The organism is Amycolatopsis umgeniensis, from assembly GCF_014205155.1.
Taxonomy (GTDB): Bacteria; Actinomycetota; Actinomycetes; order Mycobacteriales; family Pseudonocardiaceae; genus Amycolatopsis; species Amycolatopsis umgeniensis.
In genome coordinates, this window is sequence record NZ_JACHMX010000001.1 from 6,023,897 (window position 1) to 6,042,751 (window position 18,855).

16 protein-coding genes are annotated in these 18,855 nt (G+C 68.8%); 12 read left to right on the forward strand and 4 right to left on the reverse strand.

Features of this window, described 5'->3' with window-relative positions; genetic code table 11:
• Complete coding sequence (locus tag HDA45_RS28460; protein WP_184900421.1) at positions 1 to 2,655, reverse strand: winged helix-turn-helix domain-containing protein; 2,655 nt, start codon at positions 2,653 to 2,655, stop codon at positions 1 to 3.
• A gap of 184 nt (positions 2,656 to 2,839) precedes the next feature.
• Between HDA45_RS28460 and HDA45_RS28465 the strand changes: the two genes are divergently transcribed.
• Entirely contained in the window at positions 2,840 to 3,139 is a 300-nt protein-coding gene (locus tag HDA45_RS28465) for a hypothetical protein (protein WP_343072172.1), read from the forward strand.
• On the forward strand, positions 3,136 to 3,477 hold the full coding sequence (locus HDA45_RS42135) for a hypothetical protein (protein WP_246480813.1): 342 nt from the start codon (positions 3,136 to 3,138) through the stop codon (positions 3,475 to 3,477). The genes HDA45_RS28465 and HDA45_RS42135 overlap by 4 nt, the downstream gene beginning before the upstream one ends.
• A 429-nt stretch (positions 3,478 to 3,906) precedes the next feature.
• Here HDA45_RS42135 and HDA45_RS28475 read toward each other — a convergent pair whose 3' ends face one another.
• Positions 3,907 to 4,413, reverse strand: coding sequence for a DUF1269 domain-containing protein (locus tag HDA45_RS28475; RefSeq protein WP_184900423.1), 507 nt, complete (start codon positions 4,411 to 4,413; stop codon positions 3,907 to 3,909).
• A gap of 198 nt (positions 4,414 to 4,611) precedes the next feature.
• On the opposite strand from HDA45_RS28475, the gene HDA45_RS28480 reads away from it, so the two are divergent.
• Together HDA45_RS28480 and HDA45_RS28485 are read left to right on the forward strand one after the other, a co-directional pair.
• Entirely contained in the window at positions 4,612 to 5,076 is a 465-nt protein-coding gene (locus tag HDA45_RS28480; protein ID WP_184900425.1) for a DUF7144 family membrane protein, read from the forward strand.
• Between the two features lie 129 nt (positions 5,077 to 5,205).
• Positions 5,206 to 7,707 (forward strand): winged helix-turn-helix domain-containing protein, encoded by a 2,502-nt coding sequence (locus tag HDA45_RS28485; protein ID WP_343072173.1) that lies wholly within the window; start codon positions 5,206 to 5,208, stop codon positions 7,705 to 7,707.
• A gap of 6 nt (positions 7,708 to 7,713) precedes the next feature.
• Here HDA45_RS28485 and HDA45_RS28490 read toward each other — a convergent pair whose 3' ends face one another.
• Positions 7,714 to 8,856 (reverse strand): AI-2E family transporter, encoded by a 1,143-nt coding sequence (locus HDA45_RS28490; RefSeq protein ID WP_184900429.1) that lies wholly within the window; start codon positions 8,854 to 8,856, stop codon positions 7,714 to 7,716.
• A gap of 275 nt (positions 8,857 to 9,131) precedes the next feature.
• On the opposite strand from HDA45_RS28490, the gene HDA45_RS28495 reads away from it, so the two are divergent.
• Both HDA45_RS28495 and HDA45_RS28500 read left to right on the forward strand, forming a co-directional pair.
• A complete protein-coding gene (locus tag HDA45_RS28495) occupies positions 9,132 to 10,484 on the forward strand; it encodes a hypothetical protein (protein WP_184900431.1) in 1,353 nt (450 codons plus the stop codon).
• 340 nt (positions 10,485 to 10,824) lie between these two features.
• The gene (locus HDA45_RS28500; protein WP_184900433.1) at positions 10,825 to 11,298 is read left to right on the forward strand and encodes a hypothetical protein; all 474 of its coding nucleotides are present in this window, start codon (positions 10,825 to 10,827) and stop codon (positions 11,296 to 11,298) included.
• Here the strand turns inward: HDA45_RS28500 and HDA45_RS28505 are convergent.
• A complete protein-coding gene (locus tag HDA45_RS28505; RefSeq protein WP_343072174.1) occupies positions 11,219 to 11,881 on the reverse strand; it encodes a TetR/AcrR family transcriptional regulator in 663 nt (220 codons plus the stop codon). The genes HDA45_RS28500 and HDA45_RS28505 overlap by 80 nt on opposite strands.
• 70 nt (positions 11,882 to 11,951) lie before the next feature.
• On the opposite strand from HDA45_RS28505, the gene HDA45_RS28510 reads away from it, so the two are divergent.
• The 6 genes from HDA45_RS28510 to HDA45_RS28535 all read left to right on the forward strand — a co-directional run bounded on the left by HDA45_RS28510 (position 11,952) and on the right by HDA45_RS28535 (position 18,799).
• Positions 11,952 to 12,662 (forward strand): alpha/beta fold hydrolase, encoded by a 711-nt coding sequence (locus tag HDA45_RS28510; RefSeq protein WP_184900435.1) that lies wholly within the window; start codon positions 11,952 to 11,954, stop codon positions 12,660 to 12,662.
• 384 nt (positions 12,663 to 13,046) lie between these two features.
• Positions 13,047 to 14,078 (forward strand): VanH-AOV family D-lactate dehydrogenase, encoded by a 1,032-nt coding sequence (vanH, locus tag HDA45_RS28515; RefSeq protein ID WP_184900437.1) that lies wholly within the window; start codon positions 13,047 to 13,049, stop codon positions 14,076 to 14,078.
• Position 14,079: 1 nt separating this feature from the next.
• A complete protein-coding gene (gene vanA-Ao2, locus HDA45_RS28520) occupies positions 14,080 to 15,123 on the forward strand; it encodes a D-alanine--(R)-lactate ligase VanA-Ao2 (RefSeq protein WP_184900439.1) in 1,044 nt (347 codons plus the stop codon).
• Positions 15,120 to 15,728 (forward strand): D-Ala-D-Ala dipeptidase VanX, encoded by a 609-nt coding sequence (gene vanX, locus HDA45_RS28525; RefSeq protein WP_184900441.1) that lies wholly within the window; start codon positions 15,120 to 15,122, stop codon positions 15,726 to 15,728. Before vanA-Ao2 ends, vanX begins: the two co-directional genes overlap by 4 nt.
• Before the next feature lie 1,250 nt (positions 15,729 to 16,978).
• A complete protein-coding gene (locus HDA45_RS28530) occupies positions 16,979 to 17,776 on the forward strand; it encodes a helix-turn-helix domain-containing protein (protein ID WP_246480815.1) in 798 nt (265 codons plus the stop codon).
• A 171-nt stretch (positions 17,777 to 17,947) separates the two neighbouring features.
• Positions 17,948 to 18,799, forward strand: a complete 852-nt coding sequence (locus HDA45_RS28535; protein ID WP_184900445.1) for a prephenate dehydrogenase — start codon at positions 17,948 to 17,950, stop codon at positions 18,797 to 18,799.
• Positions 18,800 to 18,855 lie beyond the last annotated feature (56 nt).

Here is an 18,855-nt window from a genome sequence, read left to right on the forward strand (position 1 = left end):
TCAGACCGTGAAATCGGTGATCTCGGTGTCCAGCAGACCGCGGCGCAGCGCCGTCGCCACGGCGTCGCGCCTGCTGCGGACGTCGAGCTTCGCGTAGATGCCGCGGACGTGGGTCTTGACGGTGTTCGGCGAAACCGTCAGATCCTGGGCGATCTCGTCGATCGACCGCTGGGTGGGCAGCAGGCGCAGGACGCTGCGTTCCCGTTCGGTCAGCGGTGTCGGCATCGGCGGGGTGCGCAGCTCGCGGCGCAGAGCGAGCACCTGACCGGCGAACCGTTCGCCGGTACCGAGTTTGCCCAGCCGCGCGGTCAGGAACGCGATGACGTCGGTGGGCGCGAACACGAACGGGAACCGGACATCGGCGGTCTTGGCGGCGACCAGGGCTTCGTCCAGCGACCGCACCGCGCGTTCCCCGGCCCCGGCGGCCAGCGCCGCCTGCACACCGATCAGCGACGCTTCGATCCCCGCCCACGGCAGCAACATCGGCGCGTTCTCCTCCGACAGCGAGCGCAGCACCGAACTCGCCGCGTCCTGCCTGCCCAGCCGTAACCTGGTCCGGGCCCGCATCAACAGCAACTCGCCCGAACCGGCGATGATCGGCTGGGCCCAGCGGAAGGTCTCCCTCGCCTGCTCCGCCGCGCCGAGCCGCAGCGCCGCACGGTGCTCCAGCACCGCGCACCAGGCCGCGTGTTCGGCGGAGAAGCTCCGCCCGGTGCCCAGCCGCGTGCGTGCGCGACGCATCCTCCGCAGCCCCGAATGCCAGCCGCCGAGCTCGAATTCGCCGGCGCCGCGCAGGGTTTCGGCCATCAGGCCCAGGTTCCGGGCCGCCCTGGCAGGCGCGTCGCCCAGCATCCGGCCGATCTGTTTCGCGTGTTCGACGCACTCGGCGGCCTCTCCCCGCAGCAACGAGCCGTACGCGAGCTGGGCGTACACCTGGGCGCCTTCGAGCGAGCGATGCGGGTCGTTCGCCGCGTGGCGGGCCAGGACCCGGCGGGCCAGTTCGTCCATCACCCGGTAGTCGCCCGCCGTCCTCGCCAGATCGCCGAGGACGGTGAGGCATTGGGTGACCAGGAAATGATGGTGTGCCGTCTCGGCGGCTTCGGCCACGTGCGTCAGGGCCTCCCGCGCCGCGCCGCGATCGTGGCGTGCGGTCAGGACACCCGCCCGGTGCAAGGTCGTCGCCCCGCCGAGCCCGGTGCCCGCCGCGAGCCGCTCGTCGACCTGCTCGGCCGCGCGGACGGCCTGTGCCGGGCCGCGGTCGACCTGGGCGAGCCGGGAGCGCACCAGTTGCCGCAGGACGGTCAGATCCGCCGACGGTTCTTCCGGCCACGCCGCTTCCGCGCAGCTCAGCTGAGACTCGGCCGACTGCGGCTCGCCGCGCTCCAGGTGCAACGCGGCCGAGATCAGCGCGAGCAAGGGAGACGCCACGGCCCGCCGATCGCCGAGGACGGCGAGCGCCAGCCGCACCACGTTGTGCTCGCCGTCGAGGAACAGCGACACCGCGTGCCGCCGCAGCAATTCGCCGACGCGGGCGGTGTTCCCCGAACGGACGCTGTGCAGCAAGGCGGGAGCGGCCCGGTCGTGTTCGGCGAACCAGCGCGCGGCCGCCGCGTGCAGGGTCCGCGTCCGCTCCGGGGCCCGGCGCAGCAACTCGGCCCGCAGGTACGTGCGCAACAGGGGCGGCAGCCGATGGCGCGGCGGCGTTCCGTCGGAACGCACCACCTGCGCGGCCGGTTCGCCGAGTTCGCGGAGCATCGCCTCCGCGTCCGGCCGGTCGGCCAGCGCGGCCGCGAGCCCGGCGGGGACGTCGTCGCAGATGCTGATCGCGCGCAACAGATCCCGCTGGGCGGCGGTGAGGGGAGCGAGGACCTCGTCGGTCAGGTAGTCGAGCACCGCCCTGTCCCGTCCGGCGAAGAAGTCGCCGAGATTTCCTTGCCGTGCCGCGGAAGCGGCGGCGAGACGCAAGCCGGCGGGCCACCCGCCCGTCCTGGCGGCGAGCAGGCCGACCTGGTGCGGCGGGATCCCCGAGCCGACGAGCGTTCCGGCTTCCTCCGGCGAGAAACGCAACTGGTGCACGCCCACTTCGAGGAGTCTGTCCGCGACTCGGGCGCGCACCAGTGGAAGGGGCGGCTCCCGGCGGCTCGAGATCGCCAGGCGCAGCCCCGTCGGCTGATGCCGCAGGAGCGCCTGCAGTCCCCGCCACGTGCCCGGATCCGTGATCTCCTGTGCGCCGTCGAGCACCAGGAGAACGGGCTCGGGCACCGTGTCCAGCGCGTCGGCGACCGTGGCGAGGAACGTGAGGTCCGTGCCGGGGGAGGCCGGGACCGCGAGCGACCGCACCGGGTTTCCCGCCGGGATCCGGTCGCAGCCGCCGAGCGCGTCGAGCACCGCGGACCAGAAGAGCCGGTCGTCGTTGTCCTCGGCGTCGGCGGACACCCAGGCGACCGCGCCGCGATGGCGGCTCGCCCAGTCGGCGAGCAGCACCGTCTTGCCGTAACCGGCCGGTGCCCCGACGAGCACCATGGCCCGCTCCGCCCCGGCGTCGAGAGCGGAGAGAAGACGCGGCCGCGAAACGAGATCACCCGGGGGATCGGGGATGGTCACCTTCGTCCTCGGAACCCGTCTTCGCGGCGAAACTTCGTGGTTCTCCAGCATGCGCCAGCCTCCTCAGCGGCCAGTTTCACATCGTCCCGGCGGATCCTGCCACGCAATTCGTCCGTCTCACCCGCGCTGGGCGAGGAAAAGGCCGTGTGCACCCAGAATCGTGTTCCCCGTGAACGCCCGTGGAGATTCCCGGAAAAGACAGGAAATCCGAAATCGGCCGACGTCCGCATTACTCGTGACGCACTTCTTCTGGGTCGGCCCCGGCGAGTTCGTGATACTCGATGTTCTGCGAACCGGCCGCGTCGGCGCCGAGTCCGTACTGTTCTCGCTCGCCGTCTTCCTCGCCGCCCTGACCTCGGTGACCTCGGTGCGCCTCGCCGCCCGCGCCGGTCTGGACCTGTTCGCACGGCTGGTCTTCCTGCCGGTGCACACCTGGTCGGTGGTCATGCTGGCGGTCGATCTCGCGGTACTCGCGGCGGCCTGGTTCGTGGCGGGACGAGCGGCCGGGACAGTCCGGGGAAAGGGGAGTCGATGAGCCCGCGGATTCCGGCCCGGCGTGGACCGTTGGCCGGAGTGAATTACGTCTTCCGGGGCAGTGGGCGAATCCCCGAACAGGCGAACGGCGCGGTAGACGATTTCCGGGGAATGGTCGTCGTTCCGGTCGGCAAGGAGATGATCGTCTTCGGCACCGTGACCGATCAAGGAAGCATTTCACGAATTCTCTGGGCGCTCGAGACACTCGGGATGCGCGTGCACTCCGTGCACCGGGTCCGGGAACTGCCGCGGCAGGAGACCGGAGGTCATTTCCCGAATGCGCGGGGAATCGGAAACGGGGACCTCGCCGTGCCGGGGGCCAGGAGTGGTGAGTGGTAGCCGGACCGGTCGCCTCGCGGAAGTACGTGCCGGAAGTCCGGTCGCCGGAAGTTCGTGCCGGAAGTCCGTGAAGGCCTCCTTCCCTACTGTGAGGGTAGGGAAGGAGGCCTTCACGGACCTGGGTCTCGGAGGGTGTGAAGGTCGAGTTTCCTCGGCTGAGCCGCGTGAAGGGGGCCTTCACGCGGCGTCGCCGGGACTCGTGGGGTTGCTGGGGCTAAAGGTGCTAGCCAGAAGTCCGTGAAGGCAGACAACTCGAGTGGGGAAGATTCAGGACGTTCAACGTCCCGAATCTTCCCCACTCGACCGCACCGGCGTCCGGCAAGCTCCACCCAGTGCCGAGACGCCCCAGGGCACACTCGACCGCCAGCCACAGCAAATGCGAGCGGAAGGGGCCTTCAGGTACTTGGGAAGGTGTGAAGGAGCCCCCGGTCAGGAAGGCTCGGGAACGGGGTACTCGCCGAAAGCGGTGCGCAGCCGTGCCTCTTCCTCGTCGGAGAGATTGGTCGTCAGCAGGGCGGCACCGGTCTCCTTGAACGGCTCGACGACCCGGTCCAGGACGGCGCCGTCCGCCATCACGAACAGCGCGGACGTGCCCGGCGTGACGCGATTCCGGACGGTGGCGATGAATTCGTCGTCGATGCCGACGTGGGAGAGCGAACCGGTCAGCGCCCCGATCGCCGCGCCGACGGCCATTCCCAGCAGCGGGACCAGGAAGATCAGGCCGAACAGCAGGCCCCAGAACCCGCCGCCCAGCGCGCCGGCCCCGGTCAAGGAGCCGAGATCCTTCGTCTTGGGCTTCTTCCGGTCCTCCGGCCAGCTGACATAGGCCGCGTCGGCGATCGAGATGAGCTGTTGTTTCTGCAGTTTCTTCAGCAGCCCGAGCGCGTTCTCGGCGCCCTCGGCGGTGGGAAAGGTCCAAACGGTCAGCGAACTCACTGCGCGGTCCTCCTCGGTCCGGAATCGGTCGTGGAGCGGCACTGTGCTCCGTGCGGCGCCATCCCGCATCGCCCACGCCGGATGAGCCGGGGACCGCCCCGGACCGGCCTGATCTCACCTGACGCGGGCGAGGCCGTCGCCGTGGTGGACCCACCATGATCGCCCGGGTCCACAGCCTCTCCCCGGAAAAGAGGGATCATGAGCGAAAGAGCGCATCACTGGACCGCCACGACCGGATCGGGCCAGCCGCCGTCCCCGTCGGATCCGGCCATCGCCCGGTCCCGGCGGGCGGGCTGGATCTGGTTCGCCGGCTCGATCACCGTCATGGCGGGCATGTTCACCTTGGTGGAAGGCCTGGTCGCGTTGTTCGACCGGAACTACTACGTGCTCAGCCCGTCGGGACTGCTCGTCTTCGACCTCGTCGGCTGGGGCTGGATCCACCTGATCGTCGGAACCCTCGCGGTGATCGCCGGGGGCGCGCTGTTCAGCGGGGCCACCTGGGCCCGCGTCGTCACGGTCGCGCTCGCGGGCATCAACGCGTTGGGGCAGTTGGCGTTCCTCTCCGCGTACCCGGTGTGGGGAGTGGTCGTCATCGGACTAGACGTCCTGGTGATCTGGGCGGTCCTTGTGCACGGAGGCGAGGCCACGTACGAGATCTGGTGACCCGCGGGTCAGTACAGTCGTGGCTCCGCCGGCGTCGACCGCGGACCGGGTCGCGATCCTTCGGACGATCGAGAGGTTGACTTGCCCGCTCGAACGACGTCGCGGTCCTGGCGGATCCCCGGAGCCAAGGTGACGGTGCCGCGGGTACCCGGCATCTTCGTCCCGCGTTCCCGGCTACTGGCCCTGTTCGACCGCGCGACCAGCCGGCCGGTGACCGTGCTCCGGGCACCGGCGGGCTCCGGCAAGACCACGGCACTGGCCGGCTGGGCTCGCGCCGGCCGGGACGTCGCCTGGGTTTCGCTCGACGAGGACGACAACGACGAGCGCCGTCTGTGGGCGGCGATCCTTCTCGCGCTGCGGCGTTGTCGCGGCTTGCCGGAGGGCGGCTCGCTGGACAGGCTCGCCCCGCCGTCCCCCGGACGGCGTACCGAGTTCCTCGCCGACCTCGGTGACGCGTTGGCGGTGCTGCGCGAACCGGTGTGGCTCGTCTTGGACGACGTCCAGGAGATTTCCCGGCCGGAGTCCTCGGAGGCGCTGGCGGCGCTGGCCCGCCATCAGCCGCCGATGCTGCGGCTCGTGCTCGCCACCCGGGTCGAGCCGAAGCTGCGGCTGGCGCGGCTACAGGTCGAGGGCACGCTCTCGCGGCTCGGCGCCGCCGAACTCCGGTTCAGCGCGGACGAGACGGCGAGCCTGCTCCGCGCCACCGGGGCCGCGGTGAGTGAGGACCGCATCCGCGAACTCACCGAGCGCACCGCGGGCTGGGCAGCGGCGCTCGGCTGGGCCGCGGTCTCGGTGCGCGACGCCGCCGACGCCGACGGGCTCGTCGCGGCCGTCGACGGTGACGAGCTGGCGGTCGCCCGGTTCTTCGCCGATGAGGTGCTCTCACGGCTGCCGCCGGCGACCTCGGATCTCCTGCTGTGCATCAGTGCCTGCGACGCGGTGAGCGCGACCCTCGCGGCCCGCCTGTCGGGCTCCCCGGAGGCGGGGGTGACGCTGGACGAGTTGGAGCGCGAGACCGGCTTGGTCGCCCGAACCCCGGCCGACACCTATCGGCTCCCGCCCTTGCTACGCGGTTTCCTGCAGGCGGAACTGACCCGGCGATCACCTTCACGGGCGCGACGGCTGCAGGGGATCGCCGCCCGCTGGTACGCCGGGGAGGGACGGTTCGGGGAAGCCCTCACGCACGCCGTCGCGGGCCGGGACCGGCAGCGCGTCCTGAGCCTGGCGCGGGATCACGCGGTGCGCCAGGTGCTGGCGGGCGACGGGGAACTCGTCCGGGGAGCGCTCGCCTATCTGGGGGAGGGGGCGTTGACGGCGAGTCCGCGGCTGCGGCTGGCGTCCGCGCTGGAACACGTCCAGCGCGGGGAGTTCACCGCGGCCGCCACCGATCTCGGCGACGACGGCCTGCGCCTGCTGGCCGTGCCGCATCTGGCGCTGGTGACGGGGAGCAGGCCGCCCGAGATCGCGGTGCCCCCGGTGGCGCGGTCCCCGGAGGCCGCTGCCTGGGACAAACTCGACCTGGTCTGGCGATCCCTGCACCGGGGCGCTCGACGTCACGCGGTCACCCGAGCGGAAGAAGCGCTGCGCCTGGCCCACGGGGAACGTCTCGAACATCTCGTACTCCACAGCAGACTCGCGCTCGCCGTCGCGACCGCGCTCCTCGGGGACCACACGGCGATGCGGCGAGCGTGTATCGGGGCGTTGGCCGTCGCGCGACGGCACGGCTGGCGCCGGTCGCCGGGTGTCGCCGAATGCCATCTGATGTTGGCCTACGACGATCTGATGCGCTTCGAGCCGGTGGCGGCGGCGGGGGAACTGGCGAGGGCACCGAGGGCGGAAGTCCCCGGTTCCGCGCCGGTTCTCGGACCGCTGCGGGGATTCTTCGAGGGCATGGTCCGGTTCGACGGCGGTGACCGGGCGGCAGGCTCGCAGGCCATGCGGGCAGCACGGCACCGGCTCGTGGACCTCGAACTGCCGCGCGAGATCACGGGGATGTGCACGGTCGCGGAACACCACGCGGCGCTCGTGGTCGGTGAAGGCCTGCACGCGGCCGAGGTGCTCGCCTGGGCGCAGGAGAGACTGCCGGGAACCGCCGAGCTGGCACTGCTCCAGGTGCGGGCCCATCTCGTCGTCGAAGAGACCGGCCTCGCGGGGAAGGCCATCCGCGCGGCCGCGTCCGCTCGCGCGTTGTTGCCCGCCACGCCGGTGGACCTCTGCCTGGCGGAGACCGCGCTCGCGTTGCGTTCCCACCGGCGGACCACGGCGCTGCACGCGCTGGACCGCGCGCTGATCCTCGCCCGGCCGCATCGGTTGATCCGCCCGTTCGCGCTCGCCGAGTCGCGGGTCAGGAACCTGCTGATCGACCATTCCGGCGGCTTCGGCCCGCTCGACGGCTTCGCGCAGTCGGTCCGCGGCAGACTCGTGCCGAACACCCCGCCCAGTGAGCTGACCGATCGGGAGCAGGTGGTGCTGCGGCGGCTGCCGTCGCAGCGTTCGCTGGACGAGATCGCGTCGGATCTCACGGTTTCGGTCAACACGGTGAAGACTCACGTCCGCTCCATCTACGGCAAGCTCGGGGTGAACAACCGCCGGTCGGCCGTGGTGGTGGCGCGCCACCACGGCCTGACTTGACCGGCGTCAGGGCGTGTCCCGGTCCGGCGCCGACAGCAGCGCCTCCGCCCACCGTGCCCGGGGATCGACGTCGACCAGCAGCGCCTTGACCAGCAGCGTCGCCGGTACGGCGAGGACCGCGCCGAGCGGGCCCAGCAGCCAGGTCCAGAACACGAGCGCGAGGACGGTGACCAAAGTGGACAGACCGACCGAGCCCGCGACGAACCGGGGCTGGATCAGCGACTGCACCACGAAGTTCAGCAGGAGATACACGACGAGCGTCACGAGCATGACACGCCATCCGCCGTCGAGGAGCGCGATGAGGGCGGGCGGGGCCACCCCGATCACGAAACCCACGTTCGGCACGTAATTGGTGACGAAGGACAACAAGCCCCAAAGTACGGCCGCGGGAACGCCTATGAGGGCGAGCGCGACGGTGTCGAGTGCCGCTACCAAACCGCCGAAAACCGTCGTCACGAGCAGATAGCGCCGGGTGCCGAAAGCGAAACGACGCAACGCCGCGCTGATCCACGGCCGATCGCGCGCGATACGCCCGAGCCGTTGGCCCGCCCACGCCGATTCGGTGCTCAGGAACAACATCAACGCCAGCAGGAACGCCAGGTTCGTGACCAGGCCGCCGACGCCGGAGAGCAGGGAACCGGCGAAACCGATCAGTTTCCCGGCATCCACAGTGGACAGGATCTCGCGGAGCTCCCGATCGCCGACCCCGAACCCGCCGAGGAACGCCATGCCGTCCCGCAGGAGCTCGTCGGCCTGTGCGGCGTAATGCGGGAGCAGGGCCGACAACTGCGCGAGCGAGACCACGATCACCAGGAACAACGCGAACAACGCGGCGTAGACGGCGACGACCAGGACGGCGACCGTGAGCCAGCGCGGCAGGCCTTTGCCACGCAACCAGGTTCGCACCGGATCGAGGGTGATCACGATGACCAGGGCGAGGAACATCGGCCCGACGAGCCAGGCGACGGCGTGGAGTCCGGCCGATACGACGACGGCGGAGGCGGATCCCAGCAGCACGACCAAGGCGCGGGGTAACGGTTTGCTTTCGCCTTGTACCTCCGAGGGTGCCTGGGAAACGGGCGGAGCGGCCGTCCGGCGAGGCCATCTGAACCGATACGCGGGGAATAGGTCGAGCGAGACTCGCACCATGCGACGCCCTTCGGAGACGGTCGGACAATCGGTGCGTCCCACCGTGACAGGCCGCCCCGGCCTGGGAATCACCCGGCGCGGGCGAAAGTGAAAGCGAAACATTTTCGATCGCGCGCGCCTTCCGAAAAGAGGGATTCCGCCCGGCCGGGACGGCGCGCACGGCGAAATCCATCGCCGTGCGCCGGCACCTGGGAGACCTCCGGAAATTCAGGTATACGTGGAAGGGACAGCGCCACCGGGGAGGACGGTATGGCGCGTCAGGCAAGGGGGAATTCATGTTCGACGAACGTATTGTCGCCGATCACGTCAGTCCGGCCGCGAAGCCGAAGATCAGAGTGCTGTTCTACACGGACTTCATCGGACTCAAGGGAGGCGGTGGTTTCGCACTGGGCATTCTTCGCGATGTGATCTTGGCGAACCAGCCGTTCTTCGCGCAGTTCGAGATCGATTTGATCAATCGGCACGAGGGCGGCCACGCGGCCAGAAAACTCACTCCCGCGGTACTCGGCGGATACGAGCAGGTGTGGTTCTTCGGCCTGCTGCAGAGCAACATGCCGGGAGAGCCGGAAAACGAACTCGTGGACGCGGAGGTCGCGGCGCTGCGGGCCTGGATGGACGCGGGCGGTGGCGTGCTCATCACCGGCGACCACTCCAATCCGCGTCCGCCGGGAGCGGATCCGTCGCTGCCCGAGTACCTGAACCTGGGGCGGGCGCTGGGACATCGGGTCCCGAGGGCGGGCGAGCTGCGGGTGTGGAACGACCGGCCGGACTCGAGTATCGAGTTCAGCCACAACACCCATCAGCCCGACCCTTGGGGCAACGACCTCAACGACGTGATCCCGAACGATTTCGACCCGTACCCGCAGGAGCTGATCCTGCGGAAGCGGCTCGGCAGGCCGCACCCGCTGTTCCAGGGCAGGCGCGGCCCGATCACGATCTTCCCGGACCACATGCACGAGGGGCAGCTGCTCATTCCCGAGCGGTTCCCGGCGGAGGTCTGGCCGTCGGGTCGCACGGGCCAGCCGAAGCCCGAGATCGTCGCGCAGGGCACCGACAAGCGCAACGGTCAGGTCTACGGCGTGTCCACTGTGTACGACGGCGCGGCCGCCGGGGTCGGGCGGATCGTCGCCGACGCCACGTGGCACCACTATTTCGACATCAACCTGTGGGGTTTCCAAAAGGGCGGTGAGGTGCTCGACAAGCTCACCGAGTACTACGTGAACCTCACGCTGTGGCTGGCGCCGAAGTCGATCAAGCTCGAGGTGAACGCGCAGCTGCTGTACTGGCTGTCGCACAACCTGAGCCTCCGCGCGGTGTTGCCGGAGGGTTTCCGCGTGCCGGGGAGCACCGCGGCGGGCCTGGTCCGCGAGGTCGCCGGGCAGGGTGTGCTGGACGATCTCGTCTGGCCGCTGGAAGGTACGCCGGCGGCGCCGGTGGAACTGTTGCTGGGTGGTGTCGTCAAGGAGTCCGTCGCCGCGTTGAGCGGTGCGGACGTCGAGGCTTTCGACACCACCGGCGTCATCGAACGGGGTCTGCGGGCGGGGGCCGAAGAGTACGCCGCCGAGTTGCGAACAGCGCTCGGCGACGTCGAAGGCCTGAGCGAGTTCATCTCGCAGGGCATTCGCTGACCTGAACAGGGGTCGTGAGTGGCGATTATCGAGGGGTGGGTCGACCGTGGTGTGGTCAGGTCTTTCTGTGTCGAAGCCCTGCCCTCACTCTTGTCTGCCTTGCAGTGACTGCTGGTGCTTCTGGGGCACGGGTGTCCGTGAAGGGACCCTTCCCTACCTTGAGCGTAGGGAAGGAGGCCTTCACGGACATGCCCCGACAGGAGAGGTTGCCCTACCCCTCACTAGAACTGTCATCGCCACTCACGGCCCCCAGCGCGGTCCTCGGGTGGTCACTCGATGCGGTGACGGCGGCATCGCGCCGCGCCCCGTGGGTATTCCTCCGGAAACGGAGGAGGCAACGATGCCCGACAACGAGCTTCCGGGTTTCCTGATCATCGGCTTGATCTTCGTCGTCGCGGACGGCCAGATCCTCTATCGCGGCGCCCGCCGCTACTTGAGTGGGCCGGACGCCCGTGAGGGCGGCGGATCGGTGGCCTGGATGGTGGTGACCGTCTTCCATCTGGCCGCGATCGGCGTGCTGGCGCTGCTCGCGGTCGTGGCCCCGGACTGGTCCGGGTCGACAGCGGCCTTCATCGGCAGGCTGGGTGTCTTCCTGCTGCTCATGGCCGTGGCCCACGTGCTCACGCTGTCGGTGCTCGCCGGCAGGCGCCAGGACACCGCCGTCGAATCCCGCTACCGCGCTCGCCGGACCGACGAGCCGGTGACGACGTCCGACGAGCTCGCCCAGCCGACGGTCACGCCGGTGCCGGGGCAGGAGGGCCGGTCTCCTCGGGTGAGCCCGGATCTCGGGGACCACGGTCCCTATCGGGCTTGAGGCCGAGAGCGAGCCGGAGCTGGCGCGCCCACCAGCGCACCTGGGCGGCCGAATCGTCCGCGGTGTCCGTGATCCCGGCACTGCGCCGGAAGGCGCTTCCGTAGAGGGCCTCCGTCGCCATCGCCTGATGCAGGGCGGCGACGGCGAGCCGGGTGTCGTCGAGTGAAGTGCCGGGTGGGCGGAGGCGGTGGAGGGCGTCGACGACCGGCGCGAGCATCCCGCTGCCCTGATCCCGCCAGCCCGCCGTGTGCAGCGCGACCGCGAGTTCGCCGTAACCGCGCTGGTACAGGGCGTGGAGGGCCTCGACGAGTTCGAGCAGGTCGGTCTCGTGGTCCAGCCATCCCCCGAGAACGTCCTGAAGCGCGTCTCGAAGGCGGCGGCCGCCGTGCCGGAGCAGTTCGGCGAGCAGCTTTTCGCGATTACCGAAGTGGTGGGCGACGCCGGCGTCGGTCATGCCGACCCGCGCGGCCACCGCGCGCATCTGGACGGCGGCCAGACCGGACTCGGCCAGCAGTGAAGCCGCGGCGTCGAGGATCAGCCGCCGGGCCTCGTCCGGAGTCCTTCTCGCTCGGGGTGTCGTCACGATCGGCACCATACCTTGAGTCGCCAAGGTAAGTGCGTTACCTTGGCATCTCAAGGTAAGCGGGGGAGCGATGACCGAAATCAGTCTCGACCTGGGGGAAGTCACCCTCCGGGGCACGGTGACAGGCACCGGGCCGACGGTTCTGCTGCTCCACGCGGGCGGCGAGCGGCGCGGGGTCTGGGCCCCGGTCGCGGCCGTGCTGGCCCGGCGCGGGCTCCGGACGGTGGCCTTCGACCTGCGTGGTCACGGGGACAGCTCCGGCAAGGCGACCACGCTCCGGCAGCTCGCCGACGACGTGGTCGGGATGATCGGGAGCCAGCGGGCGCCGATCGTCCTCGTGGGCGCCTCGATCGGCGGGCTCGCCGCCATCGCCGCCCTCGCGGACCCCGCCGTCGCGGATCGTGCGGCCGGACTGGTGCTCGTCGACGTCGTCCCCGACCTGCCCCCGGCCCGGGTGCGCTCGTGGCTCGATTTCCAAGGGCTCGGCGGCCGCTACACCCAGGTCGTGGACGACGTCCTCGGGTCGGGCACCGCCCTGTTCGCGACGGCCGGGGCCCTGGACCTGCCGATCTTGGTGGTGCACGGAGGTCCGGGGTCCCCGCTCGACGACTCCGACGTGCGCCGCCTGCGTACGGCCAATCGCCGGGTCACCGTGGCCCGCGTGCCGTCCGCCGGTCATCTCGTGGCGCGGGACGCCCCGGAAGAGCTCGCCGACCTCGTCTCGGCGCACGCCCTCGCGTGGCGAGGCCGGGAATCCCGACCGGACGAATACGCAGAGTGAATACGTCCGGGAATTCTTTTCCTCCGCCGGGCCGTCTTCTCCGGAATTGCCGAAACGCGCGTTTCGGGCGTCGGACGGTGTTAGGGTTGCCGAGGTCGCGCCAGAGGTCGCGTCCCGGCCTTCGGCGGCTGAGGTCTTGATCACTTGACGGCCGCTGTCTGTGGTACCCGTCACTGGCCGGTTTCGGTCCGGCGGCCGGGCGGGCAAGATCAGTGGTCAGGCGGCCGCGGGGCAGGTGGGGAGCGCGGTCCGGCCCCTGCGAACAGGGGCTCACCACGGACGATCGGCAGGGCGTGCACGCCCCGCTACCAAGCGGTAACATATTGTCGGCGCCTCGAAAACCCCATCTGAGTCGGCAATACCGTGCTGCCTACAATGTCCGGCATGACCTACAGCGAACCAGCGCGATCAGCTGCCCCCCGCACCGGATCGCTGGCGTCCGCGTCCTCCTCGGCCGTCTTGGCGAGGGGAATCACGATTTATGGATGCGGACAGGACGAGGCCGCCTTGTTCCGGGAGATGGCGCCTCGTTTCGGTGTAGTGCCGACCATCGTCGAGGAACCGGTATCCGAGGTCAATCTCGAGCTGGCAATCGGTAATCGATGCATCAGTGTCGGTCATAAGACCCCGATCTCGAATTCCCTTCTTCTCGCGCTCGGTAAAGCCGGTGTGGAGTACATTTCCACCAGGAGTATCGGGTTCAACCACATCGACGTGGAGTACGCCGAGAGCGTCGGCATCTCCGTCGGCAACGTCGCCTACTCGCCGGACAGCGTGGCCGACTTCACGCTGATGCTGATGCTGATGGCGGTACGCGACGCCAAATCCATCATCCGCCGCACCGAAGTGCACGACTACCGGCTGAACGAGGTGCGCGGGAAAGAGCTGCGCGACCTGACCATCGGGGTGGTCGGGACGGGGCGCATCGGGGTCGCGGTCCTGGACAGGCTGCGTGGCTTCGGCAGCCGGGTGCTGGCCTACGACACGCTGCGCACCGCGGACGCCGATTACGTCTCTCTCGATGAATTGCTACAGCAGAGCGACATCGTGACCCTTCACGTACCGCTCAACACGGATACGCGCCATCTGCTCGATGCCCGGAACATCGAGCAGATGAAGGACGGCGCGTATGTCATCAACACCGGACGTGGTCCGCTCATCGAAAACGAGGCCCTCATCGCGGCCCTGGAAAGCGGAAAACTGGGCGGTGCGGCACTGGACGTCGTCGAAGGAGAGGAAGGTATCTTCTACGCCGACTGCCGGAACAAGGCCATCGACGGCAAACCGTTGCTACGGTTGCAGGAACTGCCGAACGTGCTCATCAGTCCGCATACCGCCTACTACACCGACCACGCGTTGAGTGACACTGTCGAAAATTCCATCATCAATTGTCTCAAATTCGAAAGCGGGAAGTAGCATGGATAGGTTGAAAATCGGAATTCTGTTCGGCGGGCTTTCCGAAGAACACCCTATCTCCATCAAGTCCGCGCAAGAGGTCGCGAAGAACCTCGATCTCGAAAAGTACGAGCCGTTCTACATCGGGATCACGCAGAGTGGCTCCTGGATGCTGTGCGACGGACCCTCCGCCGACTGGGAGCAGACCGGGAACTGCCGTCCGGCCATCCTGTCGCCGGACCGCGGCACGCACGGGCTGCTGGTGCTGGACGAGGGCAAGTACGAGACGATCGCCCTGGACCTGGTGCTGCCCGTCCTGCACGGCAAGTTCGGTGAAGACGGCACGGTGCAGGGTCTGCTGGAGTTCTCCGGCATCCCCTACGTCGGCTGCGACCTCCCGAGCTCGGTCATGTGCATCGACAAGTCCCTCACCTACGCCGTCGTCCGCGAGGCGGGGATCGCCACGCCGAACTTCTGGATCCTCACGGCGGACAACGACGTCGACGCCGACCAGCTGAACTACCCCGTTTTCGTGAAGCCGGCCCGTTCGGGTTCGTCCTTCGGCGTCAGCAAGGTCTCCTCGAAGGAAGAGCTGCCCGCCGCCCTGGCGGAGGCGCGTCAGTACGACGGCAAGATCCTGATCGAAGAAGCCGTCATCGGCAGCGAAATCGGCTGCTCCGTCCTCGGCGACGGCGACGACCTACTGACGGGTGAGGTCGACCGGGTCGCGCTGACCCACGGGTTCTTCAAGATCCACCAGGAAGAAAGCCCCGAGACCGGTTCCGAGAACTCGAGCTTCATCGTTCCCGCGGACATCCCGGAGGAGTCGAGCACGCTCGTCAAGGAGACCGCGAAGGTCATCTACCGCGCCCTGGGCTGCAGTGGGCTCGCGCGGGTCGACCTGTTCCTCAAGGAAGACGGAAGCGTCGTCCTCAACGAGGTCAACACCCTTCCCGGCCTGACCTCCTACAGCCGCTACCCGCGGATGATGGCGGCCGCCGGCATCTCGCTCGGTGAAGTGATCGACAGGCTGGCGAAGCTGACCCTGGCGGGGCGCAACGGATGAAAGACGATTTCGTCTTCGTAGACGAGGTTGTGTCCGGAATCCGCTGGGACGCCAAGTACGCCACGTGGGACAACTTCACCGGCAAGCCGGTGGACGGCTATCTGGTGAACCGTGTCGTCGGCACGCGTGCGTTCTGCGCGGCGCTGGAGAAGGCGCGGGACAAGGCCGAGTCGCTCGGCTTCGGCCTCCTTCTCTGGGACGTCTACCGTCCACAGCGCGCCGTGGATCGCTTCATGCGCTGGGCGGAAGAGCCCGAAGACGGCCGTAAGAAGGCAAGGCACTACCCGAACATCGACAGGCCGCAGATGTTCGAGCAGGGCTACGTCGCCACCAAGTCGGGTCACAGCCGGGGAAGTACGGTGGACCTGACGCTCTACCGCTTGGACACCGGCGAGCTCGCCGACATGGGTGGCGACCACGACGTGATGGACGTCGTCTCGCACCACGGCGCGCCGGGGATCACGCAGGAGCAGGAGAAGAACCGCAAGACCCTCTGTTCCGTCATGGAGGACAGCGGGTTCAGCGCGTACGAGTGCGAGTGGTGGCACTACAACTTGAAGGACGAACCGTATCCGGACACCTATTTCGACTTTCCCATCGCTTAGCCGCTGGGAAGGTGGCCGGTGTCCGGCCGGTCGTTCACGATGATGCCGCGGGTCCCCCGGACGGGGGGTCCGCGGCATTTCTGTCATTGGACAGATTTTGCTGTCCTGTCAAAGAAACCCTCCTCCTGGCGGGTCGGCGTGCGCCCACCCCTGGGTGAAAAGGTGGAGAACGTCGGCTTTGCCGCCGACCACCACGATGTGGACGACGCACGGTCCTGTTCACCTTGGCATCCCTCACTTTGCTCTCGGTGCGAGTCGGCTTCGGACCAGCCAGTGGGAGACCGACTCGACCGTTCGTGTGAATAAGTGTCGAAGTCCGGAACGGGACGAGCGGGCGCGGTGACGATCCCCGCGTGACAAAGCAAGTCCCGCGAACGGCCTAATCCGTCCTGCGAACAGCCCAGCCCGTGACGTCCGTGAGCAGGGTATGCGGGGGTGCCGTACTTATGGACGGCGAGCGAGTCAATACCGATGTGAAAGTTACGAATAATGATCTTGGGCGGCCAGATCGCTGCGGAAATTACACTGTTCGTCAATTGCCGACAACGATTGGCCATGCCATGCTGCTGAGGTGTGCAACTCGCTGGGGTTGACAAGATGCGCACTTACTGGGGACCGAGGGAGGACGACGTTGACTCGCGACCGCGAGGAAGTCATGGTTTCCGGCCGGTGATCCGCTGGGCCGAATGGGTGTCGAGAACAAAGGATCGAAACTTCCGAGACCTCGCGTTGTCGTGGGTTCCGGCTTCTTCGGGCTGAACGGGTGTAGGCCCTTGCCGGACCGAGGCGGCTGCGCGAATGTCTTGAGGAGAGCGTCATCCGGGGTGAGTGAAGGATGTCCTTCGGCCCCGGAGTTCGTCTGAGTGCACGCTGCCACCGGTCATCTGGGAGACCGTGGAGGCGGCCCGCCTGCGTGGGCCCGCCGGGAGCGTTCGAATAGTCCTCACCGTCGAGGACGCCCGCCGCGGCCGGAAACGCGTGCCGGACGGGAATCGTGGTGTCCAACCACCGAAGCCAAGCAGTTGGACGGTGGGTTCCAAGCCATGTCACAAAGTTGACGAATGAGATTCAATGGGGGCTAGGTGGATCCGACGAGAGTTGACCTGTCCGCTCTCCCGGTCGTCGAAATCGAGCTGTCGCGGCTGTCTTCCGTTTGCTCGCCGCGGACTTCGGGCGAAGATCCGGAACATGTCGAGACGCTGCTGTCGGCAGAATGGGAGCTTCCGCCCATTCTCGTTCACAGACCGACGATGAGGGTGGTCGACGGCCTGCACCGCCTGAAGGCGGCGCAAGTCAGAGGCGACACTAAAATTCAGGCAAGGTTCATCGACGGCACCGAATCCGATGCCTTCGTCTTGGCCGTGGAAGCGAACATCCGGCACGGCTTGCCGCTTTCGCTCTCCGATCGCAAACGAGCGGCCGTCCAGATCATCGGCACCCATCCGCAGTGGTCCGATCGGCGGGTCGCCTCGGCGACGGGCATCTCCGCCGGCACGGTGGCGGACCTCCGCAAACGTGGTGGGGAGGGCGGAAACGAGGCCAGGATCGGGCGGGACGGGCGTATCCGTCCCGTCGACAGTTCGGAAAGGCGAAGACTCGCCGCGGACCTCATCCGCAATGATCCCGGCCTTTCGCTCCGGCAGGTCGCGAAGCAGGTCGGCATCTCCCCGGAGACGGTCCGGGACGTGCGGGGCAGGCTGGAGCGCGGCGAAAGCCCCACCCCGGACGGAAACCGGAGATTGCGGACCAAACAGCATCCGTTGAGCCTGACGGAACCCGACCTCGGGCACGCGCTGGACCGGGAGCGGCTCGCCGTGCTCGAGCGGCTCAAGGCCGACCCCACCCTGCGGTTGAGCGAGGTGGGCCGGATCCTGTTGCGCATGCTCACCATGCACTCCATCGACGGACAGGAGTGGGAGCGGATCCTGCACGGCGTACCGCCGCACCTCTACGGCGTGGTCGCCGGATTCGCCAGGGATCACGCCCGGGTCTGGGCGGGTTTCGCCGATCACTTGGAGAACCGCGCCACCGATCTCGCGGCGGGGTGAGCGACGGTTCGTGACGAGGGGGCTTTCCCGTGCGGTGCGCGGTGAAAGTCCCCTTCGTGCGCTTCCGTCCCCTCGGTGTCCAGGCGCGTCCTTGGACACTTCGAGTCCTGAGTGGACGGGTGCCAAGACCCCCGGCTCGACACCATCGGGCGGGCGGCATAAGAAGTGAAGGTGACCATCGAGAAGGCGCTCGTCGTCGGTACCGGGCTCATCGGCACTTCCGCCGCGCTGGCCCTTCGCGGAAAAGGCGTGACGGTGTACCTCTCCGACGTCGACGCGGACGCCGTGCGGCTGGCCGGTGAACTCGGGGCGGGCCGGGAATGGGCCGGCGAGGAGGCCGACCTGGCGCTGATCGCCGTTCCGCCGCATCTGGTGGGGGAGCGGCTGGCCGAACTGCAGAAGCGGGGCGCGGCGCGGGTGTACACCGACGTGGCCAGCGTCAAGGCCGATCCGATCGCCGACGCGGAGCGGCTCGGCTGCGACCTGACCTCCTACGTACCAGGGCATCCGCTCGCCGGTCGGGAGCGGTCCGGGCCGGCGGCCGCCCGCGCCGACCTGTTCTCGGGCCGACCCTGGGCGCTCTGCCCCCGCCCCCGGACGGACGCGAAAGCCTTGGCGGTGACGCGGGACCTGGTGGCGATGTGCGGGGCGAAGGCCGTCACCGTCGACGCGGGCGAGCACGACTCGGCGGTGGCGCTGGTGTCGCACGCCCCGCATCTGGTGGCGTCGGCGATGGCGGCGAGCCTGGCGGACGGCGACGACGTCGCGCTGGGCCTCGCGGGGCAGGGATTACGCGACGTCACGCGGATCGCCGCCGGGAATCCGTTGCTGTGGCGGATGATCCTCGCGGGAAACGCCTTGCCGGTGGCGGGTGTGCTCGAGCGGGTCGCGGCCGATCTCGCCGCCGCGGCCTCGGCGCTGCGGTCCGGCGATCTCGACGACGTGACGGATCTGCTGCGGCGTGGCGTGGACGGTCAGGCCCGGATCCCCGGTAAGCACGGCGGGCCGGAGGGCGACGCCTAGGCCTTGTGTCGCTTGTGGACGGTGCGAGCGGCCGCGAGTGCACGCGGCCCCCTCGT